The 20,704-nt window shown below is 59.2% G+C and carries 20 protein-coding genes; 16 read left to right on the plus strand and 4 right to left on the minus strand.

Going from position 1 to position 20,704, the window contains the following annotated elements; all coding sequences use genetic code 11:
* Positions 1 to 41: 41 nt before the first annotated feature.
* Entirely contained in the window at positions 42 to 530 is a 489-nt protein-coding gene (locus JOE34_RS00910; RefSeq protein ID WP_003316964.1) for a phosphate-starvation-inducible PsiE family protein, read from the minus strand.
* Positions 531 to 940: 410 nt separating this feature from the next.
* Between JOE34_RS00910 and JOE34_RS00915 the strand changes: the two genes are divergently transcribed.
* The 7 genes from JOE34_RS00915 (at position 941) to JOE34_RS00945 (ending at position 11,425) form a co-directional block, all read left to right on the plus strand.
* Entirely contained in the window at positions 941 to 1,207 is a 267-nt protein-coding gene (locus tag JOE34_RS00915; protein WP_003341670.1) for a YebG family protein, read from the plus strand.
* A 701-nt stretch (positions 1,208 to 1,908) separates the two neighbouring features.
* Positions 1,909 to 3,159, plus strand: coding sequence for a UDP-N-acetylglucosamine 2-epimerase (non-hydrolyzing) (wecB, locus tag JOE34_RS00920; protein ID WP_209994962.1), 1,251 nt, complete (start codon positions 1,909 to 1,911; stop codon positions 3,157 to 3,159).
* 166 nt (positions 3,160 to 3,325) lie between these two features.
* Positions 3,326 to 5,542, plus strand: a complete 2,217-nt coding sequence (locus tag JOE34_RS00925) for a cellulose biosynthesis cyclic di-GMP-binding regulatory protein BcsB (RefSeq protein WP_209994964.1) — start codon at positions 3,326 to 3,328, stop codon at positions 5,540 to 5,542.
* A gap of 12 nt (positions 5,543 to 5,554) precedes the next feature.
* A complete protein-coding gene (locus JOE34_RS00930; RefSeq protein ID WP_003316971.1) occupies positions 5,555 to 7,675 on the plus strand; it encodes a glycosyl transferase family protein in 2,121 nt (706 codons plus the stop codon).
* On the plus strand, positions 7,672 to 9,636 hold the full coding sequence (locus JOE34_RS00935; RefSeq protein WP_209994965.1) for a tetratricopeptide repeat protein: 1,965 nt from the start codon (positions 7,672 to 7,674) through the stop codon (positions 9,634 to 9,636). The genes JOE34_RS00930 and JOE34_RS00935 overlap by 4 nt, the downstream gene beginning before the upstream one ends.
* Before the next feature lie 31 nt (positions 9,637 to 9,667).
* Positions 9,668 to 10,540 (plus strand): hypothetical protein, encoded by an 873-nt coding sequence (locus JOE34_RS00940; RefSeq protein WP_209994967.1) that lies wholly within the window; start codon positions 9,668 to 9,670, stop codon positions 10,538 to 10,540.
* An 81-nt stretch (positions 10,541 to 10,621) separates the two neighbouring features.
* Positions 10,622 to 11,425, plus strand: coding sequence for a transglutaminase family protein (locus tag JOE34_RS00945; RefSeq protein WP_024664531.1), 804 nt, complete (start codon positions 10,622 to 10,624; stop codon positions 11,423 to 11,425).
* A gap of 522 nt (positions 11,426 to 11,947) precedes the next feature.
* Here the strand turns inward: JOE34_RS00945 and JOE34_RS00950 are convergent.
* Both JOE34_RS00950 and JOE34_RS00955 read right to left on the minus strand, forming a co-directional pair.
* Entirely contained in the window at positions 11,948 to 12,859 is a 912-nt protein-coding gene (locus tag JOE34_RS00950) for an SDR family oxidoreductase (RefSeq protein WP_010424682.1), read from the minus strand.
* A gap of 110 nt (positions 12,860 to 12,969) precedes the next feature.
* The gene (locus JOE34_RS00955; RefSeq protein WP_010424684.1) at positions 12,970 to 13,422 is read right to left on the minus strand and encodes a flavodoxin; all 453 of its coding nucleotides are present in this window, start codon (positions 13,420 to 13,422) and stop codon (positions 12,970 to 12,972) included.
* Between the two features lie 207 nt (positions 13,423 to 13,629).
* Between JOE34_RS00955 and JOE34_RS00960 the strand changes: the two genes are divergently transcribed.
* The 7 genes from JOE34_RS00960 to JOE34_RS00990 all read left to right on the plus strand — a co-directional run bounded on the left by JOE34_RS00960 (position 13,630) and on the right by JOE34_RS00990 (position 17,530).
* The gene (locus JOE34_RS00960) at positions 13,630 to 14,235 is read left to right on the plus strand and encodes a hypothetical protein (protein ID WP_003421736.1); all 606 of its coding nucleotides are present in this window, start codon (positions 13,630 to 13,632) and stop codon (positions 14,233 to 14,235) included.
* Between the two features lie 151 nt (positions 14,236 to 14,386).
* A complete protein-coding gene (locus tag JOE34_RS00965) occupies positions 14,387 to 14,953 on the plus strand; it encodes a hypothetical protein (RefSeq protein ID WP_010424701.1) in 567 nt (188 codons plus the stop codon).
* Positions 14,954 to 15,186: 233 nt separating this feature from the next.
* The gene (folM, locus tag JOE34_RS00970; protein WP_004402761.1) at positions 15,187 to 15,897 is read left to right on the plus strand and encodes a dihydromonapterin reductase; all 711 of its coding nucleotides are present in this window, start codon (positions 15,187 to 15,189) and stop codon (positions 15,895 to 15,897) included.
* A 21-nt stretch (positions 15,898 to 15,918) separates the two neighbouring features.
* On the plus strand, positions 15,919 to 16,482 hold the full coding sequence (gene folE / locus JOE34_RS00975; RefSeq protein ID WP_003346200.1) for a GTP cyclohydrolase I FolE: 564 nt from the start codon (positions 15,919 to 15,921) through the stop codon (positions 16,480 to 16,482).
* Positions 16,482 to 16,853, plus strand: a complete 372-nt coding sequence (gene folX / locus JOE34_RS00980; RefSeq protein WP_003316983.1) for a dihydroneopterin triphosphate 2'-epimerase — start codon at positions 16,482 to 16,484, stop codon at positions 16,851 to 16,853. Before folE ends, folX begins: the two co-directional genes overlap by 1 nt.
* Positions 16,854 to 16,896: 43 nt before the next feature.
* Positions 16,897 to 17,196: a DUF1244 domain-containing protein gene (locus JOE34_RS00985; protein WP_003346198.1), complete on the plus strand. Its 300-nt coding sequence runs from the start codon at positions 16,897 to 16,899 to the stop codon at positions 17,194 to 17,196.
* Positions 17,189 to 17,530, plus strand: a complete 342-nt coding sequence (locus tag JOE34_RS00990; protein ID WP_004402757.1) for a HopJ type III effector protein — start codon at positions 17,189 to 17,191, stop codon at positions 17,528 to 17,530. Before JOE34_RS00985 ends, JOE34_RS00990 begins: the two co-directional genes overlap by 8 nt.
* 256 nt (positions 17,531 to 17,786) lie before the next feature.
* Here the strand turns inward: JOE34_RS00990 and trxB are convergent, their stop codons facing one another.
* Positions 17,787 to 18,749 carry a thioredoxin-disulfide reductase gene (trxB, locus tag JOE34_RS00995; protein WP_003316986.1) on the minus strand — a complete coding sequence of 321 codons (963 nt, stop codon included), beginning with the start codon at positions 18,747 to 18,749 and terminating at the stop codon, positions 17,787 to 17,789.
* 375 nt (positions 18,750 to 19,124) lie between these two features.
* Between trxB and cysZ the strand changes: the two genes are divergently transcribed.
* On the plus strand, positions 19,125 to 19,886 hold the full coding sequence (gene cysZ, locus JOE34_RS01000; protein ID WP_010424709.1) for a sulfate transporter CysZ: 762 nt from the start codon (positions 19,125 to 19,127) through the stop codon (positions 19,884 to 19,886).
* A gap of 183 nt (positions 19,887 to 20,069) precedes the next feature.
* Positions 20,070 to 20,414: a hypothetical protein gene (locus JOE34_RS01005; RefSeq protein WP_003346191.1), complete on the plus strand. Its 345-nt coding sequence runs from the start codon at positions 20,070 to 20,072 to the stop codon at positions 20,412 to 20,414.
* Positions 20,415 to 20,704: the final 290 nt, after the last annotated feature.

Raw genomic sequence — 20,704 nt, forward strand, 5'->3', positions numbered from 1 at the left:
CGTGCTGGCGGCATCGTGCACAGATGCCGCCGCTGCCTCGATCAGATTTCGCCCTTTTCTTCCGTCACCGCGCCTTTGACGGTGCTGGACGAATCGGGAATCTTCGCCGACGGGTATTTGTACGACGCATAGCGCACTACCAGAATCGCAAACGCCAGCAACAGAATGCCGCCACACAGGTAGATAATGCCGATGTCCGGTGGGTTGTGATGGGACACGTCGGAAATCAGCAGGCGCGTCAGTGCAGTGATCGCCACATAGATCAGGAAGCGCACGGGCATGTGGTTGGTCTTGAAATAAATCCCGGTCATCGCCCCCAGCTCGAGATAGATGAACAGCAGCAGGATGTCATCGACCGTGACGTTGCCTTTCTCGACCATCCCCAGAAATGCAACCACCGACGCCCAGGCAGTGATCGCGCCGATTGCGAACAGCGCCAGAAAGTGGAAGCTCTCCACACACAGGTTGCCCAGTGACTCGGCCTGCGCATGCACGCGGTGTCTTATCTTTACTGCCCATTTGTTTCCCATGACGCGTTACCTCTGAACCTTCGTTTATGCCGACCGGATGATGCCGGGTACTCGTGACACCCTTGTGGCCTGCTTTTGAAAGCAGGAACAGGGCCATAGGCTATGGTTGAGAGCGCGGCGGGTTGTCGCAAGGCACATTTGCAGCGTAAAAAGATGCGTAAACGCCACTATTCAGGCAGGGCTTGATTGGTACATGGCTTTTACTGTATAAAAACACAGTAATCGAGAAATCGCTTTCCCTGTTGCGTCGCAGGCCGGCCTCACTAAAGGCCTTCACGCAGTGCCCCGCTACACCTGACCGGCGCGCTGGTCATGCACGATCAATGCTTTGCATACCCGCTGGTCAGAGCACAAAGCGCTGAACGCCCGGGTCTAGCCCTTTCAACACTGGATAAGACGACGAGGCCAAAATGGCTGTTGAAACCCTTTACCGCAGTACCCGCGATCTGGAGACTACTTTCGTGGACCGTAAACTCGCCGATGCGCACGACCAAATGCTCGAGCTGGCCGAGCTTCTCACCGACGTCCTGATCAAGAACGTGCCGGGGATCTCGGAGAAGCATGCAGAGGATGCGAGCATTTACATGGCGAAGAATCGCGCCGTGTTCGCAGCGGCGTTCAAGAACAACGCGACCGCGCTCAGCGAGCTGTCGGAACCGGCCGAGGCGAAAGGCTGATTTCGCTGTGAGCTGCGACTCCCCTCATGCGAGGGGGTCGCCAATCATTCTCATTTAATGACTGGGCAATCGCCCGTATTGCTGCTACAACTCAATACTGTATATGCCGTACAACTTGAACAGCATCTAAGCGAACTCCTAACCTCCCGCCCGCTCGTCAGCGTGTCAAACTCGACACCTAATCAAAGTTGCCAACCGTCATTATATTAGCGTCATTTTTGTGAACCCCTTCTCTCTTCCTGTCATTAAACAGGCGTCAGGATTCTGCTGTAGTAACGCCCGCCTCAGCGCCACTATTTTTGTTGGAACTTTTTGCCATCACTCATAACTACGCGTGGCAAACAGGCATTCAAAACAGCTGGAAAAACGTTCCAACCCCCCTCAAAAGCCCGGAATTCATTGACCAAAAGGCCCTTCCTAAAAAATTTAACCCTGTACTGACCGTGGTGAAATTCTAAAGTTCATACTCATTGTTACTTTGAAAAATACTTAATAAAACATTTTGCTTTATTATCCTGTTCTGTTAATAATCCCGACAACTCCGGGTAACAAGGCATATTGCTACATTCACACTGAAGTGAACATCGAGCCACAAACTCCGATCTTTCCGCCCGAGAAACTCATCAACTCGCTAGCTGACCAAGCTGTTCTCAGCCTGGTTCTTGCTGCTGTGCGACGCGCTAAGTGCGCGGGAGGAAATAATGGCTGGTCTGCACCCCAGAATGAAGGTCCTTTCCATTTTCGGTACTCGTCCGGAGGCCATCAAAATGGCTCCCCTGGTCAGAGCACTGGCTGCAGAGCCAAGTATCGACTCAAGAATCTGCATTACCGGGCAGCATCAAAGCATGCTGCAACAGGTGCTGGACATGTTCGAGCTCAAAGCCGACTACAGCCTCGATGTGATGCGCCCCGATCAGACACTGAACTCGCTGACCGCTGCGCTTTACGCGGCGATCGACCCGATTCTGGACGAGCTGAAGCCGGACAAAGTGCTGGTTCACGGCGACACCACATCAGCCATGGTGGCGGCCATGTCGGCCTTTCATCGCCGCATCCCCATCGGCCACGTCGAAGCGGGTCTGCGCACCGGTGACATCCGTCAGCCATGGCCTGAAGAGATGAACCGTCGTTGCATCGATCTGATTTCCGATCACCTGTTCGCTCCCACCGCCGAGTCGCGCCGCAACGTGCTGGGCGAGCGTTTGCAGGGCATTTCGTTCGTGACCGGCAATACCGTGATCGACGCCCTGCACCTGACCGCGCAACGAATCGACAGCAACCGTCAGCTGCGCCATGCCCTTGATCGTCAGTTTTCGTTCCTGGTGCCCGAGCGCAGGGTGTTGGTGGTGACCGGTCATCGTCGCGAGAATTTCGGCGACGGCTTCCTGAATATCTGCAAGGCGCTGGGCGAGCTTGCCAGACGCGACGACATACAGATCGTCTACCCGGTGCACCTGAACCCCAACGTACTGGGGCCGGTGACCGAACACCTGGGTGAGCTGCCCAACGTGCACCTGATCAAACCGCTGGACTACCTGTCGTTCGTGCGCCTGATGCAACGCGCTCACGTCATCCTCACCGACTCCGGTGGCGTGCAGGAAGAAGCGCCGTCGCTGGGCAAACCGGTATTGGTCATGCGCGATGTCACCGAGCGCCCGGAAGCGGTCGCGGCAGGCACCGTGCGCCTGGTTGGCACCGAAACGGACGCCATCATTCGTGGCGTGAACGCCCTGTTTGACGATGACGCCCTGTGGCACAACGCCTCCCGCGCCGCCAACCCTTATGGCGACGGCAAAGCCAGTTCACGGATCGTCGATGCGCTGATGGGCCGTCCGGTGGATGAGTTTGTCGCCGAGCTGCCGCGTCAGCGCCAGGACTCGATGGACAGGCACATGGATACACGAATCAAGCCGCAGCACGAACATGCAGAGTTGCGCTCGATGGCCAGCTAGCACAACGGTCGCGCAGATAGCGCAGACACACCCTAAAAAATCCGCAGGAAGCAGTCCGCAAACAATACGGGCACCCGGTTCAGACCGAGTGCCCGAAAAACGTTGTAGCAGACCGGCAGCCTGTATCAAGACCCAATGGCCTTGAGCCTTTACCGAGATCTGCACGATGAAATCTTCCGTTGCCGTAAACATGGGCGCGTTTGGCGTACTTGCCTGCGGGATGAGCCTGCTGGCTCTGATGCCTGCATTCGCCCTGGCTGCCGACAGCCCGCTGACCCAGGCGATCAACCGAATCACTGCCGACAATCGCCAGGAGCGCGTGGTCGAGCTGAAGGAGCTGGGTATCGATCGCCCGATCATCCTCAATGCCACCGATGCACGCCGCGAGCTGTACCTGCCGGTGCCAGCCAGTGTGCCGTTGACCGAGGCCACGCTGAATTTCGATGCCAGCTACCTGAACGGCGAGGCAGGCCGCAATACGCTGCTGCTGTCGCTGGACGGTTATCCGGTACGTGCGCTGGGCCTCAATGAAGAACAGGGCAACGCCAGTGCGACGCTGGGCGTCGACAAGGCAGCGCGCGAAAACGGCTCGGTGCGGCTGGGGATTGCCTGGTCGTCGGTGATTTCGAAAGTGCTCTGCGAAGACGAACGCGCGATCGGCAACGTGTTGCGCATCGATCCGCACACGCGCCTGACGTACAGCTATGACGCCAGCCAGTTGCAGGACGTCGGCGCGGTATGGAACGCACTACCCGGCAAACCCGGCCTGCTGGTCGCACCCGGCACATTGTCGAACGCCAGCTACGATGCCGCCTGGCGTCTGGGCGTAGCGCTGGAACGCATCGGCAAGCAGGCACGCATTCTGCCGTTCCCTGCGGTGCAGGACAGCGTGGACCTGAGCGGCCTGACTATTCCGGCTGAACTCAAACAGATTCCGGCGTTTGCAGGGCTCGAAGGCAAGGGCCAGTACACCCTGCGCGACCCGGCGGAAATCGGTGCATTGCTGATGCTCGGCCAGACACCTGCGTTGCAGGCCGACCTGGCGATCAGCGATCCGCAGTTGCTCAAGGCAATCGACGACGCCATGGACGCTCTCCAGGCGCAGGTGCAGGGTCTGGATGCTTCGGCGGCCAGCGCACTGGGCCAATGGCGCGAACGCCACATCAAGAAGCCGCTCGCCAACAGCACTGGGGATGACGTGAGTCTGGCCCTGCTGGGCAATCGCGCACTGCTGATGATCAAGCCGGAGTCGGCCGACAAAGCTATCGGCCTGTTCAGTTCGGCGTGGAACAAACTGGCGCGCAATCGCCAGCTGACCATCGGCGAAGAGGCCGCCATGCCTCTGAGCGAAGACGGTCGCGTCGCACTGACCCGACTGGGCGGCAAGCCCGGCACGGTGGATGTGCTGGCAAAAACCGACTGGAGCGCCTCGTTCCCGCTGGGCAGCGTTGCCTATGACGGTCGTGTACCGGTGACTGCGATGATCGATATCGCTGCCGCCCCCGGCGCATCGGGTACCCCGCCGGTTGCCACGCTGTTCCTCAACGATTACCTGATCGGCGCGATGCAACTGACGGCCGACGGCAAGAAAGAGCGCATCGAAGCTCGCATTCCGCAGTACGCACTGGCGGCGCAGAATGTACTGCGCGTGTCCTTCCAGCGTCAGCCGGTCAGCAACCAGTGCCTGGAGACGCCGCAGGCGTTCCCGATCTCGGTATTGCCAACCAGCCACATCGTGCTGGACAAGGTCACGCCTGACGAAAACTTCTCGGGCATGGCGGCACGCTTCGCCACCAACACGCAGATCATGGTGCCCAAGGGCTACCTTGAGCACCCGGCCAGCAGCCTGCCGCAAGTCATCCGTATCGCCAGCGCCTCCGGCGTCTCGCCATTGCGCGCACAGCTCAGCGTCAGCGATGACGCCAGCGTAGCCGTGACACCGGCCAAGTCTTTCCTGGCCTTCGAACTGCCCATCAAGGACGGCGCCGAGTCGGTCAAGGCCAGCAACGACGGACACCTGCTGATCAACCACAAAGAGCAGACGCTGCTCGACCTCAAGTCGCTCAACCACCTGGCTTCGCTGCAAGTGATCGAAGCCGGCGGCCAGCACGGCATGATCTATCGCACGCTGGGCGGTCAGACCCCGGTTTTCGAACGTCCGGTACTGCTGGAACGTGGCAACGCCGCGGTGCTGGCTGACAGCGGCCCGATCGCCACCTTCGACGCCAAGGACCCGACCGGCAGCCAGATGATCAGGGAGGAGGAAAGCACCGGCATCGACGCCTGGCGCAAACCTTCGCTGCTGTGGCTGATCCCGGGCGGCATCGTACTTTTTCTCATTCTGTTGCTGGCTGGCCGTAGCGCCCGTCGCAATCGCTCGTAACAGGCCGCCACAATGACGTCGCTCTATTGGCCTTACTGGCTGGCCCATTACTACAGTGTGCTGGAAGTCGCGACGATCGTTGTCGGGCTGATCATCCTGGTATCGAGTATCGATGACCTGTTCATCGATATCTGGTACTGGTCGCGGCGGCTGTACCGCAAGTTCACCGCCGAACGCCGCTACCGGCCGCTGACTGCCGAGCAGTTGATTGCCCGCGACGAGCAGCCGCTGGCGATCATGGTCCCGGCCTGGCTGGAATACGACGTCATCGCGCCGATGATCGAAAACATGGTGTCGACGCTCGACTATCAGAACTACGTGGTGTTCGTCGGCACTTACATCAACGACCAGCGCACCATCGATGAAGTGGAGCGTATGCGTCGCCGCTACAAGCAGTTGCACCGCGTGGAGGTGCCGCACGCCGGCCCGACCTGCAAGGCCGACTGCCTGAACTGGGTGATCCAGGCGATTTTTCTGTACGAGAAGACTCATTCCGTACAGTTCGCCGGGACCATCCTGCACGACAGCGAAGACGTGCTGCACCCGCTTGAACTGCGCCTGTTCAATTACCTGCTGCCACGCAAGGACATGATCCAGTTGCCGGTCGTGTCGCTGGAACGCAACTGGTACGAATGGGTGGCCGGCACCTACATGGACGAGTTCGCCGAATGGCACGGCAAGGACCTGGTGGTACGCGAAAGCATGACTGACACCGTGCCTTCGGCTGGCGTCGGCACTTGTTTCTCGCGACGTGCGCTGATGGTGCTGGCGGATGAAAACCAGAACCAGCCGTTCAATACCGAAAGCCTGACCGAGGACTACGACGTCGGCGCGCGATTGGCGAAATACGGCATGCAGGCGATCTTCGTACGTTTCCCGGTGCAATTTCGGGTGCTGCGCAAATCGTGGTTCCGCAAGCCTTATGAATCGACACTGGAAATGCCGCTGTGCGTACGCGAATTCTTCCCGGACACCTTCCGCACCGCCTTTCGCCAGAAAGCGCGCTGGACGCTGGGTATCGGCTTGCAAGGCTGGGAGCAAATGGGCTGGACCGGCTCGCTGGCCAACCGATACCTGCTGTTTCGGGACCGCAAGGGTGTGGTCACGTCATTCGTCAGCATCCTTGCTTATGCAATCCTCATTCAGTTGCTGGCGCTGATTGTGCTGCGCTCCAGCGGAGTCTGGAACACCAGCTTTCCGACCCCCTTTGAAACCACCGGCCTGATTCAATATCTGCTGGTGGCCAACGGCATTGCGTTGCTGTGGCGGATCCTGCATCGCTGCTACTTCACCACCGTGCTTTACGGCTGGCAGCACGGTTTGCTGTCGATACCGCGCATGGTGGTCGGCAACTTCGTCAACTTCATGGCTGCGGCGCGGGCCTGGCGGATGTTTCTGGTGGGCAAGGTGCTCAACCGCAAGCTGGTCTGGGACAAGACCATGCACGACTTTCCGTCTTCCGATCTGATTGCCGTCGCACCCCGCCGCCTGGGCAGCGTGCTGCTGTCCTGGCAAGCCATCAACGACGAAAAACTGCAGACCGCACTGGCTGAACAGCAAACCCGTCAGGTGCCACTGGGCAGGATTTTGCTTAGCCACGGCTGGCTCGACGATGAAACCCTTGCTGAGGCCATCGCTTTTCAGAACGACCTGCCGCGGGTGTTCGACATCGCCAGCAAGCGTGCCGACAGCCGTGTGCTGGCCGATGAGTTCTGCCTGCGCTGGCGTGTCGTGCCGTTGCAGATGAATGCGCTGGGTCGCCAGGAAATTGCAGTGGCCAGCCCCCTGCCGCCTGACGGCCTGCAGCAGATTACCGAACAGCTGGGTGCCGAGCCGGTGCAGTTGATTGCCCGTGAAAGCGACATCGTCGCGCAGTTGCGTCAGCTTCAGGTGGTCGAGGGTCAGCCGCTTCCAGCCAGAGCGCCACTGCTGGGCGATCTGCTCATCGAGCAAGGCCTGCTGGACCGCGACGTGTTCCAGAAAGCCATGCTCGGCTACCGCCCGCATGTGCATGGCCGGATCGGCGATTACCTGGTCGACATCGGCGTGCTGCCCAGAGAAACCATCGAACAGGCTGTGGCACGTCAGCACAACCATTACCGATCTGACGATCAAACGGAGCAGCCACTATGAAGCGCCCCTTCATCCTGTCGCTGCTGGTGAGCGGCCTGGGTCTTGTCGCATCGCTCAGCCAGGCGGACACACTGCCCCTGCCGTTGACCGGACCCGCCTATGCCATCGCCAACGAAGCCTACATGGCCTACAACCGCAAGGACTACGACCTGGCCATTGCCAAGGCCAACGAAGCGTTGCGCCAGCGCGGTGACGCTCAGCAGTTGCGTGACCTCATTACGTTGGCCGAACGCGACAAGTACCGCCGCGATCACCCGCAACGCGCTTACAAGACACGGCCCAAGCCTGGCTACCTGGAAGGCAATCAGGCACTGCGCGCCTATGCCAGGCACGACTACGACGGCTCGGCGAGTCATGCGCGCAAGGCCATTGCCCAGGCACCGAAGAACCTCGATTACCGCATGATGCTGATCGAGGCGCTGCAACGTCAGCAGCGTCTGGATGAAGCACAGGCAGCCATCAACGACGCCGAGCAGGCACTGGGGCCGCAACAGGTCCTGACGCGTCGTCGGCAGGCGATTCAGGAACAGGTAGCGGTCGACAAGGCAGCCACCGGCTATAAGGCACTGGCACGCGGCGATAACGACACCGCAGTCAGCGAGGCGCGGGAGGCTGTTCGCAGTTTTCCGAAACAGATGGCTTACCGCAAGCTGCTGGTCAGCGCCCTGATTGCCCAAGGGCAGTATGCCGAAGCGCGCTCTGCGGCCACCGAAGCGCTGGCGCTGAATGGCAACGACGCCACCCTGCTCGTCCAGCGCGGACAAATGCGTCAACGCCTGGGCGATCAGGACGGTGCACGTCAGGACTTCGCCCAGGCAATGGCGGTCGGCAACCTGCCCCTGCGTGAACAGGCATCGTTGTATGCCGCCATGGGCCAGCCGAGTGAGGCGCTGCAATGTCTGCAGCAAGCTCGCGATGCAGGCCAACTGCAACCCGGCGATGAAGTGCAGATTGCCTATTTCCTCAGCCAGGCGGGCGATGATCAAGGTGCGCTGGATACCTTCAAGCGTGTTGACCGTCAGTCCGGTCTCAAGCCCCGCGAAGTACAGGATGCCGCCTACAGCGCGATGCGCACGTCGAACGATGCGCAGGCCATCGCCTACTTCAAGCGCGTGCTCGATTATCAGCAGACCGGCGATCTGCAGATGCCCGCGCAACAGGTGTTCGACACCCGACGTGCCGTGTCTGATCTGTCCCGTGAATGGGGCCTGACCAACACCACGACTTATCGAGGTGCCAGCACCAGCAGCGGCCTGAGCGGCGCACCCGGCGGCAGCAATGACAGCGTGCAGAACAGCACCGAAGTGTTCTGGCGCCCCTTCGGTTACCGTAACGCGCGCTTCGTCGAGCTTTACGGACGCGTCACCGACACGCTGTGGAGCAAGGAAGGCGACTCCGACACAGGCGCGGACGCCTTGCAGGGCGCGCTCGGTATCCGGGTCAAGCCGTTCAGCGCAGTCAACGTGATCGGCGCCTTCGAACGCACCTTTCCGCTGGGCAACTCAAATGCCGACGGCGACTGGCTGGTGCGCCTGGGCTACGGCTCGAGCATCGGCACCGACCTGCGCGTCGATGTACCGAGCTGGTGGACTTCGCAGCTGTACGCTGAAGGCGGGCGCTATCTGCAGGACAAGCGCAACTACTTCAACAGTGAGTGGCAGGTCGGGCGCAGCTTCCGTCTGGACAGCATCAGCCCGCGGCTGGTGGTGTTTCCCCATGTGGTCGCCGCAGTGGACTACGATTCGAAGATGCGCAGCGAGGTCGACAGTCTGGGCCGTAGCAGCACATCATCAGGCAATGCTGGCGGGCTTGGTGTCGGCACGGGCGTGCGTTACTGGTTCCGCGAGGATAAATACAAGGCGCCGCAGTCGTATGTCGACTTCTCCGTGCAGTATCGCGAGAAAGTGTTTGGCGATGACCGCGCAGAAGGCGTTTTCGCACGCATGACGTTCTCGTGGTGATCCACGCCCGTCATCCATCAGGGAGTAATGTTTGAAGGCTCTGGCCGCACTGCTGCGACAGGCAACATTGATCAAGACCTCGCTGGCCGCCTTGCTGGTCGGGGCAATCGCCCTCGGCACCAGCGAGCTGTATGTGCTGATTCAGCCCAAGGGGCCGGGCGTGGTCGGCATCGTCTGGCAACCGGATAACGCAACGGTAGGCATAAGCGGCAACTGGGACAGGCTCGGCGCACGGCAATTGCTCGTGCAGTGGACGGCGGTCGATGATCAGTCATTCATACCGGGTACCCCGATTGCCAGCGTGCCGGTGTTGCCGGACTGGACACGCATCGGCAAGGAGCCGTGGGCGCAGGAGGTGATCCTCGGGCTGGCCGGGTACTTCAGCGAAACCCGCTCACGGGACAATATCGAGCAACTGGCGGTGCTTTCGGCACAACTGGCCAAGGTGAAAACGCCGCTCAATGTCACCGGCTGGTACTTCCCCGCCGAGGTCGATCCCAGCTGGAGTCGTGCCAAGGAGTTACCGGCACTGCTGGCGAAACTGCCCAGACCGTTGTGGATCAGCGTCTACGATGGCGCCAATATCGGGCCCGCTGCCACGGCGGACTGGCTGAAAACCTGGCTGCCGGACGATATCGGCGTGTTCTTTCAGGATGGCGTGGGTGTCTATGCGCGCACCGCTCCGGTCGCCCGGACCTACGCCGACGCCCTGCGCCAGCGGCTGGGCAAGAATCGCGTAAGAATCATCGTCGAAGCCTTTCGCCCGCAGCTAGGCGGCGGCTTCCGCCCGGCAACGGCGGCGGAACTGAAACCGCAGATCGCCGCCTTCGATGGCTATCCGCTGTATCTGTTCGACGGTCCGCACTATGTGACACCCGACCTGATAGAAGCCCTGAACAAGTAGAAACAAGTGGCGCTGGACGAAATTCGCGCACAGGGCTACAAAGAGTCTTCGCACTGGATTTCGAGCCGCACGGAGTGGTCCATGACGCCACGTCAGCATTGCCTGGCCTGCCTGCAACAGACACCGCCCTCGGTGTTTGAAGCTGCGTTATGGGTGTCGACCGAACATGACGCGAACTTCGCGTGGCATGAGGTGATGAGCGAAATGGATCGGTTGCAGCGCCAGATAAACGCAGCGCTGCCCGTTCTGCCTGCGCCTGAACTCGCCCAGCCGCTGTTGCGCCAACTCAACGCCCTGGGTTTTCAGCAGGATGACTGGAACCCTCCCAAACCCGATTCGGCCCTTGTGCACAAGATCGTGGAGCAGCGTCGAGGCCAGCCACTGGGGCTGGCAATGATCGCGCTGGAGATCGCGCGGCGCCTGGACATCGCCATGGAAGGCGTTAACTTCCCGGGCCACTTCCTGTTGCGCGTGCCGGGTGCCGATCACCTGCTCGACCCCTGCAGCGGGCGCAGGCTCTATCCAGCCGACTGCCGCGAGCTGTTGATCAGGCAGTTCGGCCCGACCATGCAACTGCGCGCCGAGCATATGACACGCGCCAACCCGACCAGCATGATGCAACGGTTGTCGCGCAACCTGCGGCACCTGCACCAGATCAACGATAATGTGCTCGCGGCGCTCAAGGATGCCGACCGCATCGTCGAACTGGGCCAGGCCACCAGCAGCGATCACTTGGCCCGCGCCAGTCTGTACCAGTATCTCGAATGCCCACAGGCCGAACGCTTCGATCTGGAACGCGCGCTGCTGCTCAGTGAAGACCCACTGCAAAGACTCCTGCTCGCCGAGCGCCTGAGCCATTTACCGGTAAACCACCGCGTTCATTGAGCATCCTGCTCATTCGCAGCGAATTGTTACCTGCCGGGTAATGCTGCATATCCTGCGCGGGGATTTTTCAGACGCGTGATGGCGGTTAACCTGCGCGCGTTAAATCGACGTGGATTTGCAAGCTCCCTTGATCCTGCGTTTTGTTTGGCCGCCGTGCAGATATTTGTGCAGCGGCCTTTTTTATTGCCCGCAGGTTTTAACGCTTTCCGCGCTTATGCCGTGCAGCGTGCCGCAGCCTGCTTGACCTTGACCCGTTCAGGAGGCGCCGCAATGCTTACCTGAGGAAGCTCGCCCCCTATTAATCTGGCCATGTGTCACTCCAGATATGAATGTGTTCGGACTTCATATCGGAGTGGAAAATGCTTAATGAATAGGTCTGCAAAAATCCATACTCGTCCTACAGAGGCAAAAGACAGTTCTTACATAAATCGGCGAAACGCCCTTATACAACCAAGCAACCCGCTTAAACAGGTGCGCAAGTTCAACGAACACTCGTGTCTTGCATTAACGGCCATAGGCTGTTTATTTAACGTATTTCTGCAGATTGGCCATCATCTCCTTCAACGCCTCGCCAGTGTCGGCAGGGTGCACTGCGTTGGCGAAATCACCAATCGCCTGCCACTGCGCCGCAACGTCTTGCGGGCTGAAACCCGTCTGCGGGTCGAAACAGGCTCCCTGACTGCGCTGCCAGCGGACCTTGCCGATCCAGCCACCGCCCACTTCGAACAGCTCGCCACTGCTCTGGCATTGTGCGCTGCACAGGTACACCACCAGCGGGCTGACCAGCTCGGGCTTGAGCAGCTCGAAGACATTGGCGGGAATCAGCCCCTCGGTCATGCGTGTGCCGCCCGTTGGCGCTATGGCGTTGACGAAGATGCGGTGCTTGCGACCTTCCAGCGCGAGGGTGCGGGTCAGTCCATACAGCCCCAGCTTGGCCGTCGCGTAATTGGCTTGCCCGAAGTTGCCGTAGATACCGGACGTCGATGACGTGAAGATCACCCGTCCGTCATTCTGCTCGCGCAGATAAGGCCAGGCGGCATGGGTGACCTTATAGGCCCCCTCGACATGGACGCGATAGACCAGGTCCCAGTCGGCGTCCTCCATTTTGGCGAAGGTCTTGTCACGCAGAATGCCAGCGTTGTTGACCAGCACATCGATGCGCCCGAATGCGTCCAGCGCATGCTGCACAATGCGGCCGCCCTCGGTCACCGAATCATGGTTGGCTATCGCAGTGCCGCCTGCCGCGCGAATCTCGGCCACCACGCGATCGGCGGCAGACGCGCTGGCCCCTTCGCCATGCGCCGAACCACCCAGGTCGTTGACCACCACTCGCGCACCGTGTTTCGCAAACAGCAGCGCATGAGCCCGACCCAGCCCACCCCCTGCGCCGGTCACAATCACGACTTTATCGTCAAAACGCACTGACTCGCTCATCGCTGGCTCCATGCCTCAAGAATACGTGCGATGAGTGTCGTCCACGCCCTGCACAGCCACAATCAACACCCGCAGTGCTGAATCATTCCCCATAAAGGAGCGCGATATTTTCAGCCCAGGTGCTTGATGAACGCTTCCAGCCACGGCTCGGCGTCGGTTTCCGGGGTGACGCTTTCACTTCCGTCCAGACGCAACATGTCCTGTAATTCGCTAACGCCCAACTCAACGAACAGTTCACGCATCTGCTCACCGCCGGCGCAAAAGGTGTCGCCGTAACTGGCATCGCCCAGTGCAATCACCCCACCAGGCAATCCACGCAGTTCTCCCGGCAGACCGTCGCGCAGCGCTGCATAAAGAGGCATGAGGTTGTCGGGCAACTCGCCCATCCCGGTAGTCGACGTCACAGCAAGCAGCGCCTGAGGCTCGAAGGCCAGCAGCTCCGGCAACATGAGGCGCGGATTGACGAGGGTCTCATGGCCGGCGGCACGCAACAGTGCAGCGGCGTGTCTGGCAACTTCCTCGGCCGATCCGTAGACCGTTCCACACACGATGGCGACTTTCATGGTTATTCCTGCAGCAGCTTAAAAAAGTGAAACATTATGCCTTAGAATGCCGTCTGAATTTTCTACGGACCATTCTGCCTTCGGATATGCCCGAAGAAGCACAGCAGAGTTGAAACACTTGAATGAAAAAATATGACGGATGGCCAGAACACTTTGCGGAATCAATGGTCTTTGTTCTCAATAACCGGTTAGACCGAGCCTCCGCCCATGCAACCTGATTCACTTCTCACCCAGGCTGAGCTGGATTTTATCCAGAGCATGCAGCGCAACCCCCAGTTGAACGTACGTGACAGTACGCGCAGTCTGCTGGTCAATGGCGGCATCCAGATCCAGGATCTGCTGACAAAGCTGGCCGCTCATGAGCAGGTCACGATCCATGCGCAGTTCGAGAATCAGCAGATGAATTTCCCTCTGCACCTGGTCGAGGACGAATTCCACGCGCTGCATCTGGAGCTCGGCGCGCCGAGTATTTTCGAGGAAGGTCCGAGGATCCGCCCATGGCGGCTTGTGCTGGAAGAGCCGATCCCTCTCGAAACCGAAAAGGGCGCACTCACGGCGCTCTGGGTTCATGAGCTGTCGTTCAAGGGTGCGCTGCTCGAGTACCGCAAGGAAGGCAAGCTGCCGAGAAACTTTTCCGCCTGGTTCAACCCGCCAGGGCAAGCGCCCATTCCGATGCGCGGCAAGCTGGAGCGAATGATCGGGCAGAACGTCGGCGCCTATCATTTCAGCAAGCACGGCAAAGACGATGCCGAACGCCTGCGCCAGTACATCCTGCAAGAGCATCGTCGCAAACATCCATCCTTACACAAGTAATCCGCCTGCCCGGCAACGCTCTACCGGTCTCTCAGCGTTTCAGGAATAATCCTTGCTTGCTGTTCACGTGAAGCTGTCGCGATCCACCATCCCGGATCGCGGCACGTGACCTCCCTACCCGGGAATTTCACGCCTCTACCGGAGATATACAATGTCTACCTCACCCGTCACCTTGATGGTTGCCCGCCGCGTGGCGCAGGGTCGCTACCATGAAATAATGGCCTGGCTGCACGAAGGCGAACAGTTGGCCACGGACTTTCCGGGGTATCTGGGTTCAGGGGTACTGGCTCCCCCGCCCGGCGATGACGAATTTCAGATCATTTTCCGCTTTACCGATGAGCACACCATGCACGCCTGGGAGCATTCCGCCTCTCGACGCTCCTGGCTGGTGCGCGGCAGCGGTCTGTTCGCACAACCCTCGGAGCATCGGGTCAGCGGCATCGACGGCTGGTTCGGCGCAATCGACCAGCGTCCGCCACGCTGGAAACAGGCTGTCGCAATCTGGCTGGCGTTTTTCCCCGTGTCGCTGATCTTCAATTTTCTACTCGGCCCCCTGCTCAACCATCTGGACCTGTTGCCGCGCATCATGATCAGCACGGCGGTGCTCACCCCACTAATGGTCTACCTGTTCATCCCGCTGTCCACGCGCCTGCTGGCACCCTGGCTGCAGAGCACGCCTGCACCGGCACGCCCGACGCAATCACCTTCCCCTCGTTAAGCTCATAAAGACCTGTACACCTTTACACCTCGGTACAGGTCTTGGTCGCTTCCCAGCCCCGCCCGTTTCCTCAACCTCCCTGTGCTCAGCGCCTGCGAGCACTGCGTCGGCGAGTTTCATGATACCCAGGGTTGTACAAAAAAATTCTCTGGTATAACTTTGCCTGTAAACCGGAAGAAACAATCGACCGTACAATCCCCGTCCACTACGGATAACCGATACGCGAGCTGTCGATGGCAATGTCTTCTGCACCGATCCTGATCACCGGCGCCAGCCAGCGCGTGGGCCTGCATTGCGCCTTGCGTCTGCTGGAACACGGGCAGCGGGTGATCATCAGTTATCGCACCGAGCACGAAAGTGTGACGGAACTGCGCCAGGCGGGAGCAGTGGCCATCCACGGGGATTTTTCCTGTGAGGCCGGGATCATGGCGTTTGTCGAGCTGTTGAAAACCCAGACCTCGAGCCTGCGGGCCATCGTCCACAACGCTTCCGAGTGGCTGGCAGAAACACCGGGCGATGAAGCCGAAAACTTCACCCGCATGTTCAGCGTGCACATGCTCGCGCCCTACCTGATCAATCTGCATTGCGAGTCGTTGCTGACCGCCAGTGAGATCGCTGACATCGTGCATATCAGCGATGACGTGACCCGCAAGGGCAGCAGCAAGCACATCGCCTACTGCGCAACCAAGGCCGGCCTGGAAAGCCTGACGCTGTCCTTCGCTGCCAGGTTCGCCCCGCTTGTCAAAGTCAACGGCATAGCACCGGCGCTGTTGATGTTTCAACCCAAGGACGATGCGGCCTACCGCGCCAACGCCCTGGCCAAGTCGGCCCTGGGCATAGAGCCTGGTGCAGAGGTGATTTACCAGAGCCTGCGCTATCTTCTGGACAGCACCTATGTCACCGGCACAACACTGACCGTAAACGGCGGACGGCACGTCAAGTAAGCCGCCCCGAGGATCATTCTGATGAGTTCGTCCCTGCCACAGCACTATCGAGACATTCTGCTCGGCCTTGGTGAAGATCCAGACCGCGAAGGTCTGCTGGACACCCCGAAACGCGCGTCCAAAGCCATGCAGTACCTGTGTCACGGCTACACCCAGAGTGTCGAAGAAATCGTCAATGGCGCTTTGTTCGCCTCCGACAACGATGAAATGGTCATCGTCCAGAACATCGAGCTGTACTCGCTTTGCGAGCATCACCTGCTGCCGTTCATAGGCAAGGCGCATGTGGCGTACATTCCGACCGGCAAGGTTCTGGGCCTGTCGAAGATCGCACGCATCGTCGACATGTTTGCCCGACGTCTGCAGATTCAGGAAAACCTGACCAAGCAGATTGCCGATGCAATTCAGAAAGTCACCGGAGCCGCCGGCGTCGCCGTGGTCATCGAAGCCCAGCACATGTGCATGATGATGCGCGGCGTCGAAAAGCAGAATTCGACCATGAATACGTCAGTGATGCTGGGCGCCTTCCGTGACTCGAGCACCACGCGCATGGAGTTTCTGCAATTGATCGGACGGAGCAGACAATAATGGCAAGACTCGAACCTGGCACCGCGCGCATACGGGTCAAGGACCTGCGCCTGCGCACATTCATCGGCATCAACGAGGACGAAATCCTCAACAAACAGGACGTGCTGATCAACCTGACGATTCTCTATGCCGCTCAGGAAGCCGTTCGGGATAACGACATCGAGCATGCCCTCAACTATCGCACCATCACCAAGGCCATCATCCAGCATGTCGAGGGCAATCGCTTTGCCCTGCTGGAACGACTGACCCAGGAAGTGCTGGATCTGGTGATGAGCCACGAGGCGGTGACCTACGCTGAAGTGGAAGTCGACAAGCCGCATGCCCTGCGCTTTGCCGAATCGGTGTCGATCACGCTCGCCGGTCAACGCTGAAACTCTTATCATGACGCCAACCGCCTACTGAAAAGAGCCCGTCATGACCGAGCAAGAACGCCTCGAACTCGAAGCTGCAGCCTTCCGCCGACTGGTCGCGCATCTGGACAGCCGCAAGGATGTCCAGAACATCGACCTGATGAACCTGTCCGGCTTTTGCCGCAATTGCCTGTCCAAGTGGTACAAGGCCGCCGCTGACGAAAAGCAGATCGACCTCAGCCTCGATGATGCGCGTGAAGTGGTTTATGGCATGCCGTACAGCGAGTGGAAAGCCCGCTACCAGAAAGAAGCGAACGCCGAACAACAGGCGGCGTTCGTCAAGGAAACCAAACAACATGACTGATCTGAATTCCCTGCGCACCCGCCTGCGCAGCGGCGAGCATGCGTTTGCCGATACCCTGGCGTTCATCGCCGAAGGCTACGACTACCAGCCTCAGGCCTTCAGAAACGGCGACGTCGACAATGCTGCCGGGCAAAACGAAGGGTCGTGCAAAACCCTGGGCCTGGCATTACTGGAAGGCCTGACTGACGAAGAGGCACTGCTGGCGTTCGGCGAGCATTACCGCTCGGTACAAGCCACGCCTGAAGGCAGCGATCACGGCAATATCCGTGCGCTGATCGCGAAGGGTCTGGCATGTGTCAAGTTTGAAGGCGAGCCGCTCAAGCGCAAGGCTTGATCGGCTGGGTTGAAATCACATCGTTCTAGTGCCCATACCTGGGCACTCCACGCTATACACACGTCCTGGTAAGCCCGGAAAACGGGGTTAAACACAGCATGAGGCAGAGTACAGCCCACTGTGGGAGTGAGCTTGCTCACGAAGGCATCGGTTCAAACACCCTGTTTTTGGGGGATGTACTGACCTCTTCGCGAGCAATGCGGATCGCTCCCATAAGATTTGTGTATAGCGCTGAGCGCTTGGGCACGAGAGCAAATCAGAACGATACGTCAGCCAGACCGTCCAGGTAGCGCTCGACGTCCAGTGCCGCCATGCAGCCTGCACCAGCCGAAGTAATGGCCTGGCGATACACGTGGTCAGCCACGTCACCGGCAGCGAATACGCCTTCGACGCTGGTCGCCGTAGCGTTGCCTTCGCGGCCACCCTGCACAACCATGTAACCGTCTTTCAAGGCCAGCTGGCCGTCGAACAACGAAGTGTTCGGCGTGTGACCGATCGCGATGAACACACCGTCGACTTTCAGCTCGCTGCTGCTGCCGTCGTTGTTCTTCAGACGCGCACCGGTCACGCCCATGTTGTCACCCAGGACTTCGTCCAGCGTGGCATTGAGCTTGAGCTCGATCTTGCCTTCGGCGACACGTGCGTGCAGCTTGTCGATCAGGATCTTCTCGGCGCGGAAGGTTTCACGACGGTGAACCAGGGTCACCTTGCTGGCGATGTTGGCCAGATACAGCGCCTCTTCAACCGCCGTGTTACCACCACCGACCACCGCGACTTCACGGTTGCGATAAAAGAAACCGTCGCATGTGGCGCAGGCAGAAACACCCTTGCCCATGAACGCTTCTTCCGAAGGCAGACCCAGGTAGCGGGCGCTGGCGCCGGTGGCAATGATCAGAGCGTCGCAGGTGTAGGTTGCGCTATCGCCCTGCAGACTGAACGGCTTGCCGGCCAGATCAACGGAATTGATGTGGTCAAAGACAATTTCAGTCTCAAAACGCTCGGCATGCTCACGCATGCGTTCCATCAGCGCAGGACCGGTCAGGCCGTGCGGGTCGCCTGGCCAGTTATCAACTTCTGTAGTCGTGGTCAATTGGCCGCCAGCCTGCATGCCGGTGATCAGCAGGGGCTTGAGGTTGGCGCGAGCGGCGTAAACCGCAGCGCTGTAACCGGCAGGGCCGGAACCGAGAATGATCACTCGGGAATGACGTACGTCTGACATGACACACTCCTATCGACCGACCGTTTACGCCGCGGTCGGGACGGCTGGATAAAAAGGACCACCGAAACGCTTGGGGAAGCGTCATTTGGTTCGGCAGGTCCTGAAAATTCTGACCTTAAGGACAGGTCTTAGATTGCCGAACAGCCTATCGGGGCCGCAGAGGTTAAGGAAATATCGTTTCACAATCCACCCTATAGGTCACTTCTATAGCGCAGGCGCCTGGAAGCGGCGCATGAGTGGCGAGCCAATCGGATAGTCTTCCTTCGCCAAGGATACGCCACAAGTCTGGCATGCTCAAAAACCGTCAGCGCTCCGCTCTTTCATGGCCATCACAAAGCCGGTAAGGTCACGCCTTTCAAGCACTCGGAGACTCCCATGCCCGCTCCCGCCCTTACTGGCCCGCAATACCTGAGAGAGGGCCTGAAACTGGTCCTCAGCCCTGGTTTGCGCTTGTTCGTTCTACTTCCATTGAGCATCAATGTGGTGTTGTTTTGCGGCCTGATCTATCTGGCGGTGCACCAGTTCGAGCTGTGGGTCGACACCTTCATGCCGACCCTGCCTCACTGGCTGAGTTTTCTCAGTTACATCCTCTGGCCACTGTTCGTGGCGCTGGTGCTGCTGATGGTGTTTTTCACCTTCACCATGGTCGCCAACATCATCGCCGCACCGTTCAACGGGTTTCTGTCCGAAAAGGTCGAAGCCGTGATTCGCGGTGTAGACGAATCGCCCGATTTCAGCTGGGCCGAACTGGTCGCCATGGTGCCCCGCACCCTGGCCCGCGAAGCACGCAAGCTGGGCTATATGTTGCCGCGCATGCTCGGCCTGTTCATCCTGTCGTTCATCCCGGTCGCCAACATCATCGCCGCCCCGCTATGGCTATTGTTCGGGGTGTGGATGATGGCGATCCAGTACATCGACTACCCCGCCGATAACCACAAACTGGGCTGGAACGAAATGCTCGGCTGGCTGAAGAGCAAACGCTGGCAGAGCCTGAGCTTTGGCGGCATCGTCTACGTTGCCTTGCTGATCCCGGTGGTCAATCTGCTGATGATGCCTGCTGCAGTGGCCGCTGCAACGCTGTTCTGGGTGCGCGAACGTGGCGCGGATGCGTTGCCGGTGACCCACGCACGCGGCTGAATGCCAACCTGCCGGACCGCGCAAAGCGGTTCGGCACACCCGAAGAAAAAATCACACGCATATAAATATGTACCGCAACTCACTCTGCCGGCTGAGGCTAAATAGGGCCTCAATCAATCCGTTCATGTGAAGCCAGCTTCCATGAAACCCGGCGACACATGAACTTAACAAGGAAGTTAAATCATGAATACTCAAGTAAACCCTGCTGCACTGGCCGCTGACAACGCAACCGTTCAGGAAAAGATCCGCGCCTTTCTGGTCAGCGAGCTGGCCGAATGGTCGATCAACCCGGACGAAGTTTACATCAACGGCGTGAACGACCCCGAAGAACGCATCGTCATCGGCTCCACTTCGCTGACTGCCGAAGCCGCTAACCGTGTTTTCGAAAAAGACATCCCTGCCTATTCCACCCGCACCGCCGGCCTGTTCACCGTGGCGTATTCGTACGCCGATGAACATCGTCTGGCAGCACCGGATCTGGCCAAAGTGGGCGAAGTGATCGGCCAACTGGTTCGTGATCTGGGCTGAGTGCCCTGCTTGACCGGCTGAGTGACGACGACGCCTGAGAGCGTGCCGAACAGATAACGAGTTATCTGTTCGGCACTTCAGCATTAAAATGGAAACTTCTTACAGCGATATACCAGCATTCTTACAAGCAGCTTATAGAACTCCATTCCGTGTAACGGCAACGACTTGCCACAACCAGACACTGCTTGCCGAGATATGAAAAAACATTACACGTAGGAATATTGTGTAGGACATATCTTCCCGACCTCTAATACAAGACTGCAAAGGCGTAGGAACAACCAATACATTAA

This window comes from Pseudomonas sp. PvP028 (genome assembly GCF_017832255.1).
Lineage (GTDB): Bacteria > Pseudomonadota > Gammaproteobacteria > Pseudomonadales > Pseudomonadaceae > Aquipseudomonas > Aquipseudomonas syringae.